Raw genomic sequence first — 15,278 nt, forward strand, 5'->3', positions numbered from 1 at the left:
ATTCTGAATGACAAAACGTGTGTACGGAATTGGAATTATCGGCACGGGGTTAATTGCCGATTTTCATGCCAAAGCCATCCGGGAAATCCCCAACGCCAGGCTGGTTGGCGCTTTTAACCGGAACCAGGCCAAAGCCGCTGATTTTGTTTCCCGCTTCGGCGGCAAAACTTACGCTTCGCAAGAGGAACTGGCGGAAGATGAAGAGATTGATGTGGTTTGCATCTGCACCGCTTCGGGTGCGCACCTGGAAGGTGGGCTGGCTGCTATCCGGGCCGGAAAGCACTGCCTGATTGAAAAGCCGATGGAGATAACCTCCGGGCGTTGCGATCAGTTGATTTCAGCCGCCGCGGAAGCCGGGGTTCACCTGGGTGTGATTTTCCCGTCGCGTTACCACGAAGTAAATATTAACATAAAAGCAGCAATAGATGCGCGGCGGATCGGCACGCCGGTAATCGGGAATGCCTATGTGAAATGGAACCGCAGCAAGGCCTATTACCAGTCGGCCCCCTGGCGGGGAACCTGGGAACTGGATGGCGGCGGCGCGCTGATGAACCAGGGAATCCATTCTGTGGATCTGCTGCAATGGTTCATGGGACCGGTTGAGACGGTCCATGCATTTGCCGCTAACCGGAGACATACCGAAATAGAAGTAGAAGACACGCTGGTAGCCATTCTGAAATTCAGCAACGGTGCGCTGGGAACCATTGAGTGTTCAACAGCTTCCTATCCCGGCTCTTTCAAGCGTCTTGAGGTAATTGGAACGGAAGGAACGGCTATAGGAGAAGAAAATGATCTTCTTACCTGGGCTTTCGAACATGAACTTCCCGAAGACGAATCGATCCGTGAGAAATATTCGGGGAAACAACTTTCCAAGGGGGGAGTCGCTGATCCGGCGGCGATCAGTTTCATTGGCCATCAACGCCAGATTGAAGATTTCCTGGAGGCAATCGACCGGGGCGGAGAACCGGGCGTCAATGGAATCGAGGGCAGGAAATCAGTCGCCATTATTGAAGCCATTTATGAAAGTGCCAGAACCGGCCAGTCGGTCCGGTTGCCGCATCGCCAAGATTAACCCGATTATGAATATTCGAAGAGTCAGCCAGGATTTTAAGCGCACAGCCGGAAAGTCCTGGCTGGTTTTTGTATTGTTATTGGCAACTGCCAGCCGGAGTTTTTGCCTGACGGAATCACCCAACCCTTTAAATTCTGAAAAAATGAATTGGCAGGTAGGTTTGAGCAGGCGGGTGATCACACCGAAAACGGATGTCTGGCTGGCCGGCTACGGGACCAAACGCTCACCGGAAGGAAAGCTTCACGATGTATGGGTGAAAGTAATGGTGCTGAAAGATAGCCGTAAAAGAAGCCGTATTTTGGTGACAACCGACCACCAGGGCATGTCGAAAACGATCTACAAACGGTTGTTCGAGCGGGTGGCAAAAGAATTCAAGGTGGAGCGTGCCGATTTTATGCTCACTTTCTCCCACAACCATTCGGGACCGTGCCTGCAGGACGACCTGGTGGACTATTATCCGAGCGATTCCCTGCAAAAGCAGCGTGTACTGGACTATACGCTGTGGATGGAAGACCAGGTCATCGAAGCCGTGCGCGAGGCCTGGCACCACCAGCAGCCTGCGCAACTGTTCAAAGGCGAGGGGTTGTGTACTTTTGCTGTCAACCGGAGAGAGAACAAGGAAGCTGAAGTTCCGGCAATGCTGGAAAGCGGTACTCCTTTAAAAGGACCGGTTGACCACGCCGTCCCCGTTCTTGCCATAAAAAGCCCGAAAGGCAGGCTGCTCGGCGTGCTGTTCGGTTACGCCTGTCACCCAACCACGTTGTCGCACAACCTCTGGTCGGGAGATTACCCGGGTTATGCGCAGGCCGGGCTGGAAAAACAATATCCAGGCGCGCAGGCCATGTTTTTTAACACCTGCGGGGGCGATCAGAATCCTTTGCCCAGGCGTACGGTAGCCTTATGCGAGAAATACGGAAAAATGTTGGCGGATGCGGTTATACAACAGCTAAACACCACGCTTACTCCGGTTTCGCCCGCCCTCACAACGGCATTTGCCTATGTGCAGCTGGATTACGAGGAGGTGGCTACCCGTGAAAAGCTGATTCCGATCGCTTTTGGCAGCCAGGCGATCCAGGCCAGGTGGGCCAAACGAATGGTGAAGAAACTCGATGATGGGGAAACATTCAGCCCGTTTTACGAGTATCCGGTGCAGGCATGGCAAATCGGACGGGAGTTGCTCCTGATCGGAATCGGCGGTGAAGCGGTAGTCGACTATTCGCTCAGGTTCAAGAAGGAATACCCGGGTTCCTGGGTATCGGGATATACCAATGAAATGGCAGCCTACATCCCGTCGAGGAGGGTATGGGAAGAAGACGGGTACGAAGGTGGTGCCCACCTGGACGAATACGGGCGTCCGGCATGGCGTTGGGCGGGCGACATCGAGGACCGGATTGCCGCTACGGTAAAAAAACTGGTAGAAGAGACCCGGAAGCCCTGATTCAAAAAAATAAAACGGATGTGAGTATGAAGGAATACGGGCATGTATTAAGCAGTTAGTTTATTTGGTAATCAGCCAGCGAATAAAGTTTTATGATAGCCCGCCGAGAATTTTTGAAAAAAAGTACCCTTGCCTGTGCCGCCATCTGGGGGCAAAGGTTCGTACCGCAAGAAGAAGATTTCAATATCATAGACATCCACCAGCACACCAACTATGCGGGCCGCAGCCATGAAGAGTTGTTGACGCATCAGCGTGCAATGGGTGTTAAGCATACCATACTGCTTCCGGCCGGTACCCCGTCTTTCGGGGCGAGTACACATTTCGGAAAATCGAATGGGCTCCAGGTAAACAGCACCGGAAATGACGTCTGCATGGAGATTGCCGGCCGGTACCCCGGCGAATTTTACTTCGGCGCCAACGAAGTTCCCGACCTGCAGGGCGCGGATAAGGAAATCGAAAAATACCTCAAAAAGGGAGCCAAGGCCATTGGTGAGCTGAAGTTCGGCGTCAAGGCAGACGGGAAACCCATGGAAAGGATTTACCGGCTTGCCGAAGCGTACAACGTGCCCGTACTGCTCCATTGGCAGTTTGGAATGTACACTTATGGCTATGAGGACTTCCATAAAATACTTCAGAAATTCCCGAAGGTAAACTTTATCGGCCACGCGCAATCCTGGTGGGCCAATATTGACAAAAACCACAACGACCAGTCGGTCCTATATCCCCGGGGAAAAGTGACCCCCGGCGGAATTACGGACCGGCTCCTGGCAGATTACCCGAACATGTTTGCGGACATGTCTGCCGGTTCGGGGCTTAGCGCGCTGACCAGGGACGAAGAACATGCCAGGGGATTCCTGGTAAGGCACCAGGACAAGCTGCTTTACGGAAGCGATTGTGACGATCGTACCGGCACAGGCAATGGCTGTACCGGCATTCAGGCCATCCAAAAAATCAAGGAGCTTTCTCCCGACCTGGCCGTTGTACGTAAAATACTTCACGGGAACGCCGCCAAACTATTCAGAATCTGATTCTTGTAGCCGTTAGTTCTGAGGTGTGAGGTGCGGGCTGTGGCCTGAATCTCAAGACTGAAGGCTCAAACCTTATATACCTATGAAAAAACAAAACAGACGTGATTTTCTAGCGAAAGCGACCGCAGCCCTGGCCCTGGGTACCACGGTTGCGAACGCAGCCTCTCTTCCCGGCGGATATGAGCATGCGCCTGACGTCCCTGAAAAACGGCGGTCGCTGATGGAAGACATCAAAAAATACAGGAAGATGGACGCTCATGCCCACGTGTATTTTACAAAAGGGAATTTTGAGCAGGTCATCGATATTGCCGATCGCCTCAATATCGAAAAGCTGGTAATTTCCAGGCCGATGGTGCCGGGCGGAAAGGGTGATCCCGCCGAGATACGATCCTGCAATGACCTGGTTCTCAGTGCAATGAAACAATTCCCCAACCGTTTTTTCGGACAGCTTACACTGAATCCGCAATTCCGGAAGGAATCGCTCGAAGAAATAACGCGCTGTGTAGGCGAAGGAATGATCGGCGTCAAGCTCTACAACCACGTCAAAATCAACGATCCCCTCTTCTACCCGATTATCGAGAAATTCATTGATTTGAAGATGATGATCCTGATGCACATGGGGATCGGAATTTCGAGAATTCAGTATGATGCGCGCGAACCGAAGGGAGTTTCGATACCGGAAGATATGGTAGACGCGGCAAAACGATACCCGGAGGCGAAATTCCAGCTGGCGCACATCGGCGGGGGTATTGATTGGGAGGCAGCCTGCAAAGCGGTAATGGGTGTCCCGAACATCTTTGTAGACGTATCGGGCAGCAACAATGCCGGTCACATGGTAGACTTTGCGGTCAAATGCGTTGGTGAGGATCGCCTGTTCTTCGGGTGTGACAATAGCTTCTACCAGGGTGTCGGGCATGTATTGGGCGCCAATCTGACCGAGACACAGCGTAAAAAGCTGTTTTTTGACAACTATAACCTTTATTTAAAATCTATCGGGCGGCATGTTAATTGATGTAAATAGCTACGTAGGCCATTGGCCATTCATCCGGTTGAAGGGAAATACACTGAAAGAACAGCTTGTCCGCATGGACCGTGCCGGGATCACCCAGTCTGTTGTCTTCAATCTCAACGGGATCTTCTATAAGAATGTACAGTCTGCCAACGAGGAATTGCATGAAGGGATGAAGGAAAGTGCTGCCTACCGGAAGCGCTTTATTCCGTTCGCAACCATTAACCCGATTTACAGCGGCTGGCGGCGCGATTTCGAAGACAGTATTACCAAAATGGGGTTCAAGGGCATCCGGCTTTACCCGCTGTACCATGGCTACGAGCTGACCAACCCGGCCTGCATAGAACTGGCAAAAATGGCGAAAGATCATAATGTGCCCATCGCGATGGCGCTCCGGATGGTTGACAGTCGTACAAGTTCCTGGCTTGATATCAACAAAGAATGGGCACTGAAAGACGTTTTGCCTCTGATCAAGGCCGTCCCGGACGCGAAGTACCTGATTCTCAACCTGGCGAATAATTCCAATTTCGGCGCCTTTAACAAAGAAGAGCTCGCAATGGTCCGCAGTACAAAACTGTTGATGGACACTTCGGGCAGAATGGTAATGGAACTGGCGGACATGGTCAAAAATTACGGAGAGGATAAGTTCGCTTTCGGTTCCCACTACCCGCTTCTCGATCCGGATACAGGACTGCTGAGAATTGACGCGCTCCGGCCGGAAGAAGCTACCGAAAAGGTTAAAAACCTGATTTATAACGGCAATGCAAAAAGCTTTTTCGGTCTGTAAAAGCGCGTCAGGCATTCCGCCTGGCCTGTCGAAAGGAGCCCGGGCCTCTCAAAATATCCTGTTTCCTACCCGGAGGCAGGATATTTTGCATTTAAACTATGATTCCAAATGAGTATCGGCCTTCTCCCGGTTTGATATTATAGGAAGTCGACACGAAGCCTGCTATTGGGTACCTGCCGGTGCTTCCCCAATACCCTTTTTAACCAAGACCCGGCGCCAATTTCAATCGCGGCTCGCTTTTTCTACCTAATCTGTATCAGCCTATGTTAAAACCTTAACTATTCCCCACATTTTCTTTCAATCATCCTGCACTATTCGGAGAAAAAATAGGCAGGTAAAAGGCGGACCCACCCTGGTCCGGATCAGATCGACATTCACCGCGACCTCTGTCGTGGCGCGTCCCTGAAACGGGAAGTCGGTTTTCAGACATTCAAACTAACAATTACTAATGAGCAGAAAAACAAACCTGAAAAGGAGCTCCAGAGTACCCGAGTGGTTCAAACCCAGGATTTGTACCCTGGCTTTGCTTGCCGCAGCCGGTACTGTGGATGGTAAGGCAAACCCTCTCCTGCCTTTGCACGCACACAGTATGATTTCCCAGGGACAGATGGCCGTTAAGGTCAAGGGCCGCGTCATCGACGAAAAGGGCGAGGGAATGCCCGGGGTTACCATTCTTGTGAAGGGGAAATCGAACGGAACTGCCACCAATCCTGACGGTACCTATACGATTGAGGTCCCTTCACCCAACGATATCCTGGTGTTTTCCTTCGTCGGTTACCTGACCAAGGAGATAACCGTCGGCTCGCAGAGCACAATTAATGTGCAGCTCGAGGCCGATTCCAAAGCGCTTGACGAACTTGTTGTGGTGGGTTACGGCACGGTCAAAAAGAGCGATCTTACCGGTTCTGTCAGCACCCTGCAGGTGAGTGATATGGTAAAGGCGCCTGTCGGGAACTTTGCTGACGCGCTAGCCGGCCGTGCGGCCGGGGTACGTGTAATGTCGAATGACGGTCAGCCCGGCGGCGGTGTTGAAATTATGATCCGCGGAGCAGGCTCTCTGACCCAATCGACATCTCCCTTATACGTAATTGATGATTTTCCCGTAGAGGACTTTAATCCTTCTACACTCAGCCCTGAAGACATCGAATCGATCTCTATCCTGAAAGATGCCTCTTCCGCTTCCGTATACGGATCCCGGGCTGCCAACGGCGTGGTCCTGATCAAAACAAAGCGTGGAAAAGCCGGCCGCCCGGAAATTACCCTGTCCACTTCAATAGGCTTCCAGGGGCAACCTGAGAAAAAGGAGCTGATGAGCCCCTACGAGTTTCTCAAGTACCAGATGGAGATGAACCCGACGTCTGCCACAACGCTGGCCTATTTCAGGAACGGGAAGACGCTTGAGGATTACAGAAATGTCAAAGGAATCGATTTCCAGGACCTCGTTTTCAGGACCGGCGCCATCAAGAACTACGGCGTATCGATCAGGGGTGGAAACGACCAGACCAAATACTCGGTTTCGGGTTCTATTTTTGATCAGAAGGGTGTGATCATCAATACCGGTTACAACCGGTATTCGGGCAGGGTGACGCTGGATCAGAAACTGGCGAAAAACATTGACGCCGGCGTAACGGTCAACTATACGGGTGTCAAAAAATACGGCCAGCAGATTAATGCGTCAGCAGGTAACGCCAGCCCGTCGACCTATACCCTTTTCCGTACCTGGGTATACCGGCCGGTTGCGCCGATTGGCGAAGATATTAACCTTGTAACAGAGGAAGCCGATGAATCGGCGGTGAACAACTCTGATTTCCGGGTGAACCCTTTCATTGACCTTGAGAACCAGCACCAGGTCAATATGACCAGCACGGTTGACGGGAATGCATTTGTAAGGGTAAAACTGGCCGAAGGGCTTACTTTCAAGACCATCGGCGGCCTGCGTCACGCGCGGATCGTAGATGAGAATTTCTTTAACTCCAAAACTTCGCAGGGAAGCCCTTACAACCCATTGAACGTGAATGGTGTGAATGGGAGCATTACCAATACCTACTCCTACCTGTTTTCTAACGAAAATACCCTCAATTACAACAAGGAATTCGGGCTGCATCGTTTTGATGCATTTGCGCTGTTCGGACTGAATGGTACTACGAGGTCGCAAAACGGGTACGGCGGGCGCCTGCTCCCGAACGAAGAGCTGGGAATTGACGGCCTGGACCAGGGGGTGCCCTACAATCCGCGCTCGTGGACCAGCAAGAATACAATGGTTTCGTATGCGGGACGGATAGACTACGGTTTTGCATCCAAATACTTGCTGACGCTCACCTTCCGCGCCGACGGATCGTCCAAGTTTCTGAACCCCTGGGGATATTTCCCGGGCGCGGCAGTCGGCTGGAACCTCGACAAAGAGAACTTCTTCCGCCAGGCTTTCCCGGTTCTCTCGACCACCAAGCTCAGGGCCAGCTATGGTAGCACCGGTAACAACCGGGTAAACGACTTTGACCGGTTCGCGGCATTGTCGCAGGTACTGAGCGGGTATTCATTTAACAACAGCACCCCGCTTCAGGCCGTACAGGTTTCGTCGGTCGGGAACATGAACCTTCGCTGGGAAAAAGTCAATACCACCGACATCGGCCTTGAATTAGGTGCTTTTAAAGACCGCATCTTGCTGGAGGTTGACGTGTACAACAAAATTACCTCCGACTTGCTTCTCAATGCGGCGCTACCTACTTCCACCGGTTTCTCAACCGCCTACAAAAACATCGGGAAGCTTCGCAACCGCGGACTTGAAGTTACGCTTAACACCGCCAATGTTGAAACACGCGATTTCACCTGGAACAGCAACTTCAACATTTCTTTCAACCGGAACACCATCATGGAGCTGACTTACGGGCAGCAGAGCGTTCTGGCAAACGGCAGATACGAGTCGCACTTCAACAAGCCGCTTTACATGTCTGAAATCGGGAAGCCGGCCGGGCAAATGATCGGGTTTATCTGGGAGGGTAACTACCAGTTTGAGGACTTTCATAACCCGTCGGCAGGAGTTTACATCCTGAAAGACAACATCCCGAGCAACGGTTCGGTACGGAATACCATTCAGCCGGGAGATATCAAATACCGTGACATGAACGGCGACGGCACCATTGACGACAATGACATGACCATTATCGGTCGTGGTCAACCGCTGCACACCGGTGGGTTCAACAATAACCTGCGGTACAAAAACCTGAGCTTGAATGTATTCTTCCAATGGGCCTACGGCAACCATATTTACAATGCCAACCGGCTAGCCCTTGAAGGAAACAGCAACATGCGGGTGCTGGTGAACCAGTATGCTTCTTATGTGAACCGTTGGTCGCCTGAAAACCCTACCAACGAAAACTACAGAAGCAGAGGCCAGGGGGTGATCGGTTTGTATTCTTCCAAAAATGTCGAAGACGGTTCCTACCTGAGAATGAAAACGGTATCGCTCGACTACTCGCTGCCTAAAACCTGGATCAACAAAGCCTATCTCAAGAGCCTGGTGTTGAGCGTGGCGGCTCAAAACCTTCTGACCTGGACAAAATACAGCGGCCTGGATCCCGAAGTTTCGACGCTGTCAAGCGCAGTATTGTCTCCCGGATTTGATTTTTCAGGTTATCCACAGGCAAAAACCATTACGTTCGGCGTGAAGGCTGTTTTCTAATTTAAGGTGTGAGGTTTGAGGTCTGAGGGGGCTAAATGTTTTTCGGAATTTGCCCTCAAGGCTCCTCCCTCACTGCTCAAGACTATCAGCTAATCACTCAAAACTTTTACAGAGATGAAAATAAAATATATAGCGCTGTCAGCACTCATGTTCGGGACGACCGCGTGCAAGGATTTTCTGACGACCGAGCCCACTGACTTCCTGAACCCGGGCGCTTACTACAAGACAAAGGAGCACCTGGAGTTTTCACGGGCGGGCGTATACGACATTCTGGGTTCAGGCGGACTTTACGGGACATATGCCCAGTACCTGCTTGGCTGGGACGGCGATGCCGCCTATATGAACCGGGCTACACTTACCGCCGGCCCCTGGAACTATTTCTATTCTACCGCGGATCCGTACAACGCCGGTACCTGGTCTGCCTTGTGGCAGGGGGTCAACCGCGCCAATGTATTGCTGGCCAACGTCGATAAAAACCCTGAAATAGACCAGGCTTATCGTGACAAGGTGAGAGGAGAAGTTTATTTTTTACGCGGCTATTATTACTTTTTGCTGGTTCAGTACTATGGCGGAGTTCCGATCAAGACCGAACCGACTGCTTCCGTTGAAGACGTGAACCAGGCCCGTAATACGGACAAAGAGGTGTACGACCTGATTCTGAGCGATATGGAAAAAGCGGAAGCGCTGGTGCCGGATATCACGGACCTGGGTTTCGGCGGTGCGGTCAGCAAGTCGGCCGTGAGGGGGCTACTGGCCCGCGTAAACCTGAAAATGGCCGGCTTCCCGCTGAAAGACGAAAGCCGGTACGCAGAAGCCAAAAAATGGGCTAAAATGGTGATTGACGATACCAAGGCCAATCACGCTATGAACCCGAACTATCCTAAAATCTTCATGAACCTGGCCGGGGATGTTTATGACATCAAGGAAAGTATTTTTGAAGTGGAGTTTTTCGGGAATGGTCTCGACAACTATTCGGAAACCGGCAACCAGGGATGGATCAACGGTCCTGCTTCTGCTGCTACTTCTGCTACAGGGCGCGCAGATTCCTATATGAGCATAACCGCGAAATTCTATAACATCTTTGAACCGGGAGATGCGAGGAAATTCTGGAACATTGCACATTTCGCCTACGTGAGCAATAGCTCGGTAAACGGCGCCAAAACGGTTAGCAATCTCCCTGCCACCGAAACCGCCAAATACGGCTTGAGACCCGCCAAATGGAGAAGGGAATACGAAGCAGTTCAGCCGAAGTCACCGCAGCGCACGCCGCAAAACGTACCCATTCTCAGGTTCACCGATGTACTCCTTATGTACGCGGAAGCGGAAAACGCTTTGAATGGCCCGACTCCTGAAGTAGTTGAAATTCTTAACAACATCAGGTGGAGAGGGTGGTCCAAAGGGGTAAAAGCGATAACGGTAACCAACGGCGGAACCGGTTATACCACCGCACCGGAAGTTGTGATTTCGGCCGGAAACGGTTCCAATGCGGAGGCCGTAGCGGTAGTATCCGGCGGAAAAGTAACGGCCGTCAACCTGAAACGCGACGCTACCGGCGTGAACTTCTACCAGGAGGGCGTTTATACGTCTGTCCCTACCGTCACCATCCAGGGCGCGGGCGGCACCGGCGCTACGGCCGAAGCGACCATTTATACGCCTGAAGACGCAAAGCTTCCGGCGGCCCAGACTGCTACCAAGGCGAGTTTTCACAAGGCTATTATGGACGAGCGTATGCGTGAACTTACCGGGGAAGCCCTCCGCAAGGCCGACCTGATCCGGTGGGGCGTATTCCTGGAGGTCTGCCAGGACATGGGCAATACGGCGCAGCAGGATTCACCCGGCCAGTTCTACGTGAAGTACTTTACCAACGTATCCGAGAAAGACCTGCTGATGCCGATTCCGGCTGCCGAAATGACGGTCAACACCTCTATGGTTCAAAACAAAGGCTGGTAACCAGTCGTGTAAAAAAACAGATTTATGAAACGAATTAAATTGCTCATACCCGCCGCGATGATCTTCTTCTCCTCCTGTGAGAAAGATCTGAAAGTCGACGCAGCGCCGGACTTTGATGTAACCGTTGACGGCACTGCACATAAAGTCGGACAGCCTGTAAACTTCAAGTTTACGGGCAATGCAGACATGATTTCTTTCTTCTCCGGTGAGGAAAGCCGCGATTACAATTTCCGGGAGGGACGTAAGATCACGTTTAACTACAAGGGAGCCAAACTGGCTTTCAACAGCGCAGTTACCGGTGGAACACAGGACAAACAATTGTCGGTCCTTATCTCCAACGATTTCAAGGGAGACTATTCCAGCCTGGCCAGCATCAAGGCGGCAACCTGGGTGGACATTACCGACAGCGTGGCACTGGGGACCGGCACCACTTTTGTAAACTCCGGTTCAAAAAATATCTCCAGCTTTACCGAGGGTGGAGGACCGGTGTACGTAGCTTTCAAATACCTTACCCGGCCGCAACTCGTAAACGGGGCAGTCAGAACGTGGATGATTGAAAACTTTTCGGTACAGAGCATTGAGCTCTTCAACGGCAGCCCCCTGGTGGTGAAAGACCAGGCATTTGCGGCATTCACCGTAGTGGACGAAGACAAGGCCAATAATCCGTCGCGGACAACCATGAGCGGCACCAGGCTTTCACTGCGGGGCAATGCCTACGAAGACCCAGCAGATCCGAAATACAATCCGGAAAATCCGATTTACGACCCCAAAAACCCGATTTACGACCCGAAGTCGGATCAATATGACCCGTTGGCAGTCCGGCCTGAGTACAAGCCGTATGACCCGGCTAGCCCGTATAACGATCCGCTGCGCGAAACCTGGGCGGTCAGCTCTGCCATTACTACCAACGAGGTGCAGCTTGCGCCTGACAGGCCCATCGCGATCCGTGGCATACGTAATCCTAAATTGGTGGAGTATCCCTATACCTTCACCAAGCCCGGAACCTACGAAGTTGTTTTTGTAGCGTCTAACAGCACGATAGATGAGCAAAAAACGATTATCAAGAAGGTCAATCTGACTATTGCTCCCTAATCGGTCTGCTGCAAATTCCGGTTAGCCGGAACCGGGCAAAAGCCCGGCAGGTACCACGACAGGCCCGTTTGACCGGGCCTGTCGTTTTTTCCGATATTCTTAATTAGTGGATCTTTAAGCGACATAATACCGGATGTAACCAATTCATTGAAGTAACTTTGATCGTCCAGCGTTTTATTTCGCTGCTCCCTGTATATGCCTCCCATCTGTTTTCTGTAAGTTTTCAAACAAATATCCGGAAATATGATTGTAGCCCAATCGGTAATCAAAGACATTAAGGCTATCATACTTAGCGCGAAAGAAAAGGCCATCCGTCTTGTGGACCACGAGCGTACCCTCATGTACTGGCAAATAGGAAAGCGTATATTCGAAGAGGAGCAACAGGGAAAAGAACGTGCAGACTACGGGAATTACCTGACCAAATTTGTGGCTGAACAGCTCGAGCCGGAATACGGAAGCGGTTTTTCTAAACGTCAAATAGAGCTCTCCCGTCAATTTTATCGTTCATTTCCAATTGCGAATACACTGTATTCGCAATTGAGCTGGAGTCAGTATAAATTGCTGATAAGGCTTGACAATCGCGATAAAATAGATTTCTACATTGCTGAGACTGTAAAAAATCACTGGACAGTCCGGCAGCTTGAGCGGCAAATTCACAGCAGTCTATGGGAGCGACTTCTCATAAGTAACGACCGCAGAAATGTTTTATCCGTCGCCCGTAACGAAAAGCAGCCGTCGGATGCAAAAGAAATTATTAAAGACCCGATGTATCTGGAATTTTTAGGATTGCATCGGGAAGCATCTTATTACGAGAAGGATTTTGAACAGGCTATAATAACCCATCTGCATGATTTTTTATTGGAGTTGGGCAATGGGTTTGCATTTGTGGCGAGGCAAAAGCGGTTACACATTGAAGGAGACGAATTCTTTATTGATTTGGTCTTCTACAACAGGCTACTCCAATGCTTTGTCATTATTGAAATAAAAACTACAAAACTAACCCATCAAGACATTGGACAGCTACAGATGTATGTCAATTATTACGATCGATATGAGAAACGTGACTTCGAAAATCCAACGATAGGCATTTTATTATGCGCTGAAAAAAACAACGCAGTGGTAAAAATATCACTACCTGAAACCAATAAAACGATAATCGCAAGTGAGTACAAGCTTTATTTACCAACTGAACAGCAATTGATCGAGGAAGTGAAGAAGGAAATTGAAAAAAGGGGAAATAACGCAGGTACTTAACTCACCAGATATTGTATGTCAATCATAATGAAAAAAGAAACCTCCATTAGCCGAAGAGATTTTTTGTTAAAAAACGCAGCCCTGGGGGTTGGTATCGGGCTTGCGCCCGGGCTGGCCTCAGCTACGGGAAGGCTCTTCACGTCAAAAGGGCAATTTACCGATCATGGAGTTGCCTCGCCTATCGGCCAGCATCGTGGCGTAGTGGCCACTACCGGCAGAAATGGAAAAGATGTGGTGCTCCTCTGGCTTTTTGACCACCGCGGCGGGTATGCCCTGCTGATGATCGATGCCGAAACCGGGAAAAGTGAGCAGTTCGAAATGCCTTTCACACCCGGCGATGCACCATATGCCTCTATTCTCTCCGGTCAGAACAAGCTCTATACGTTGTTCAAAGGACAGTTTGTTGAGTTTGACCCGGTGGAGGGCGCCTTTACTTTCAGCCACGCCACACAAGGCGCTGCTATGTCATTGACCGAAGACGACAAAGGCACCATCTGGGCGGTAAGCTATCCAGGCTGCGGGCTTACTTCCTTTGAGCCCCAAAGCAGGAAGTTCACGGATTACGGCGTTGTCAACAAGGAAAACTGGCAGCAATACCCCCGCTATATTGCCGCCGACGACAAGGGCTGGGTCTACCTGGCAGTAGGGTATACTGCCAGTCAGATCATCTGCTTCGACCCGTCTACTGCAAAAACGCACTCCATCTTGGCTGAAGGCGAAAGAAAACAAGGGCTGGCTTACCTCTACCGGGACCAGGACGGCAGCGTATACGGGAAAGCACTTGAAAGTGACAAAGATGGCTGGGTGGCCCTGTACGACGGCAAAGTCCGGCGTGTGGAAAGAAGCCCGCAGCAGCCCGTCCCTTACATTTCAGGAAGCCAGGCGCTTTTTCACAAAGACTTCAAAAGCGGAAAACAGGTCAAAAAGCTCGATCTCGTCACCAATACCCTTACCATCTCCGATCCGGTGGCCGGCGGGGACAAAGAATTAAAGTTCAGCTACACCAGCGACGGAGCTATTGTGATGGGTGTTGCCCTGGGACCTGATAAGACTATATGCGGTGGAACTGCCTTCCCGATGCGGCAATTCAGCTTTAATCCCGCTAACGGGGAATGGAAGAATTACGATGCTTACGGTCAGTTTAACACGGTTGAAAGCGATGGAAAACACCTCTATGTAGGCGGTTATCCCGGCGGTTTCCTGCTCCGTTGGGACCCGTCCCGGCCCCATAAGAAAACCGGGAAGGTGCAGGAACCGGGAAATCCGGCCTACCTGGGAGAGTCGAAACCGGATGTTTACAGGCCGTTCAAGATCCTGATACACCCCGAGCGGGAAACCGTGCTTTTCTCCGGCGGACCTGCCTACGGCGTAACCGGCGGCGGATTGGTAATCTGGGACAAAAAAACCGAGAAAATGGAAGTAGTACCGGACGAAAACCTGATTCTCAACCATTCCATCATGACCATGCTTGCACTCAAACATGACCTTTTGCTGGCCGGAACCTCGACCACACCCGGCAGCGGCGGCGAGAAAAAGGCACACGAGGCTACCTTGTTTATCCTGGATGAAAAAAGCAGAAAGGTAGTATGGCAGGAGCCCGTAATCCCGGGCGTACAAGGGTACAACGACCTGTTCAGGTTAAAAAACGGGAATATTGCCGGATTCGCAGACGCACAGCACTTTTTTATCTGGAATCCTGAAGACAGAAAACTGGTGAAGCAGGTAAATATTGACAAGGAGCTGGGCCTCGGGAAAACAGTCCTGGAGCAAGGCCCGCGGATCTTCGTAAAAGGTGACCGGAATAACGTTTATATTCTGCTCCGAAAGGGCGTAGCCCGCCTCGATACCAAGACGTATGCAATTGAATTACTTGCCGAATCCCCGCAACCCATCCGTGCCGGCGGTACCTACCACGACGGCAAGGTTTACTTTGTGTGTGATTCGCATTTGTGGAGTTATGGGGTGTGAG

11 protein-coding genes are annotated in these 15,278 nt (G+C 51.2%); 10 read left to right on the forward strand and 1 reads right to left on the reverse strand.

Annotated elements, in window-relative coordinates; all coding sequences use genetic code 11:
- Positions 1–7 precede the first annotated feature (7 nt).
- The 8 genes from ABD852_RS02845 to ABD852_RS02880 all read left to right on the forward strand — a co-directional run bounded on the left by ABD852_RS02845 (position 8) and on the right by ABD852_RS02880 (position 12,055).
- On the forward strand, positions 8–1,072 hold the full coding sequence (locus ABD852_RS02845; RefSeq protein ID WP_345026503.1) for a Gfo/Idh/MocA family protein: 1,065 nt from the start codon (positions 8–10) through the stop codon (positions 1,070–1,072).
- Between the two features lie 7 nt (positions 1,073–1,079).
- Positions 1,080–2,510 carry a neutral/alkaline non-lysosomal ceramidase N-terminal domain-containing protein gene (locus ABD852_RS02850; RefSeq protein ID WP_345026504.1) on the forward strand — a complete coding sequence of 477 codons (1,431 nt, stop codon included), beginning with the start codon at positions 1,080–1,082 and terminating at the stop codon, positions 2,508–2,510.
- A gap of 113 nt (positions 2,511–2,623) precedes the next feature.
- Positions 2,624–3,538 (forward strand): amidohydrolase family protein, encoded by a 915-nt coding sequence (locus tag ABD852_RS02855; RefSeq protein WP_345026505.1) that lies wholly within the window; start codon positions 2,624–2,626, stop codon positions 3,536–3,538.
- An 82-nt stretch (positions 3,539–3,620) separates the two neighbouring features.
- Positions 3,621–4,550, forward strand: a complete 930-nt coding sequence (locus ABD852_RS02860; RefSeq protein WP_345026506.1) for an amidohydrolase family protein — start codon at positions 3,621–3,623, stop codon at positions 4,548–4,550.
- Positions 4,540–5,334, forward strand: coding sequence for an amidohydrolase family protein (locus tag ABD852_RS02865; protein WP_345026507.1), 795 nt, complete (start codon positions 4,540–4,542; stop codon positions 5,332–5,334). Before ABD852_RS02860 ends, ABD852_RS02865 begins: the two co-directional genes overlap by 11 nt.
- A gap of 448 nt (positions 5,335–5,782) precedes the next feature.
- Positions 5,783–9,013: a SusC/RagA family TonB-linked outer membrane protein gene (locus ABD852_RS02870; protein ID WP_345026508.1), complete on the forward strand. Its 3,231-nt coding sequence runs from the start codon at positions 5,783–5,785 to the stop codon at positions 9,011–9,013.
- Between the two features lie 114 nt (positions 9,014–9,127).
- Positions 9,128–10,963: a RagB/SusD family nutrient uptake outer membrane protein gene (locus tag ABD852_RS02875; protein ID WP_345026509.1), complete on the forward strand. Its 1,836-nt coding sequence runs from the start codon at positions 9,128–9,130 to the stop codon at positions 10,961–10,963.
- A 24-nt stretch (positions 10,964–10,987) separates the two neighbouring features.
- Entirely contained in the window at positions 10,988–12,055 is a 1,068-nt protein-coding gene (locus ABD852_RS02880) for a DUF5017 domain-containing protein (protein WP_345026510.1), read from the forward strand.
- Here ABD852_RS02880 and ABD852_RS02885 read toward each other — a convergent pair.
- Positions 12,052–12,261: a hypothetical protein gene (locus ABD852_RS02885; RefSeq protein ID WP_345026511.1), complete on the reverse strand. Its 210-nt coding sequence runs from the start codon at positions 12,259–12,261 to the stop codon at positions 12,052–12,054. The two genes, ABD852_RS02880 and ABD852_RS02885, sit on opposite strands and share 4 nt — an antisense overlap.
- Before the next feature lie 37 nt (positions 12,262–12,298).
- Here ABD852_RS02885 and ABD852_RS02890 point away from each other — a divergent pair, with 37 nt between their 5' ends.
- Together ABD852_RS02890 and ABD852_RS02895 are read left to right on the forward strand one after the other, a co-directional pair.
- Entirely contained in the window at positions 12,299–13,309 is a 1,011-nt protein-coding gene (locus tag ABD852_RS02890; protein ID WP_345026512.1) for a PDDEXK nuclease domain-containing protein, read from the forward strand.
- A 27-nt stretch (positions 13,310–13,336) separates the two neighbouring features.
- Positions 13,337–15,277 carry a hypothetical protein gene (locus ABD852_RS02895; protein ID WP_345026513.1) on the forward strand — a complete coding sequence of 647 codons (1,941 nt, stop codon included), beginning with the start codon at positions 13,337–13,339 and terminating at the stop codon, positions 15,275–15,277.
- Position 15,278: the final 1 nt, after the last annotated feature.

It is taken from the genome of Ravibacter arvi, from assembly GCF_039540405.1.
Classification (GTDB): domain Bacteria; phylum Bacteroidota; class Bacteroidia; order Cytophagales; family Spirosomataceae; genus Ravibacter; species Ravibacter arvi.

Bases quoted from the DNA above. Each gene is read 5' to 3' on its own strand.
- ABD852_RS02845 (WP_345026503.1), top strand. From the start codon at position 8: ATGACAAAACGTGTGTACGGAATTGGAATTATCGGCACGGGGTTAATT.
- ABD852_RS02850 (WP_345026504.1), top strand. From the start codon at position 1,080: ATGAATATTCGAAGAGTCAGCCAGGATTTTAAGCGCACAGCCGGAAAG.
- ABD852_RS02860 (WP_345026506.1), top strand. From the start codon at position 3,621: ATGAAAAAACAAAACAGACGTGATTTTCTAGCGAAAGCGACCGCAGCC.
- ABD852_RS02865 (WP_345026507.1), top strand. From the start codon at position 4,540: ATGTTAATTGATGTAAATAGCTACGTAGGCCATTGGCCATTCATCCGG.
- ABD852_RS02870 (WP_345026508.1), top strand. From the start codon at position 5,783: ATGAGCAGAAAAACAAACCTGAAAAGGAGCTCCAGAGTACCCGAGTGG.
- ABD852_RS02875 (WP_345026509.1), top strand. From the start codon at position 9,128: ATGAAAATAAAATATATAGCGCTGTCAGCACTCATGTTCGGGACGACC.
- ABD852_RS02880 (WP_345026510.1), top strand. From the start codon at position 10,988: ATGAAACGAATTAAATTGCTCATACCCGCCGCGATGATCTTCTTCTCC.
- ABD852_RS02885 (WP_345026511.1), bottom strand. From the start codon at position 12,261: ATGGGAGGCATATACAGGGAGCAGCGAAATAAAACGCTGGACGATCAA.
- ABD852_RS02890 (WP_345026512.1), top strand. From the start codon at position 12,299: ATGATTGTAGCCCAATCGGTAATCAAAGACATTAAGGCTATCATACTT.
- ABD852_RS02895 (WP_345026513.1), top strand. From the start codon at position 13,337: ATGAAAAAAGAAACCTCCATTAGCCGAAGAGATTTTTTGTTAAAAAAC.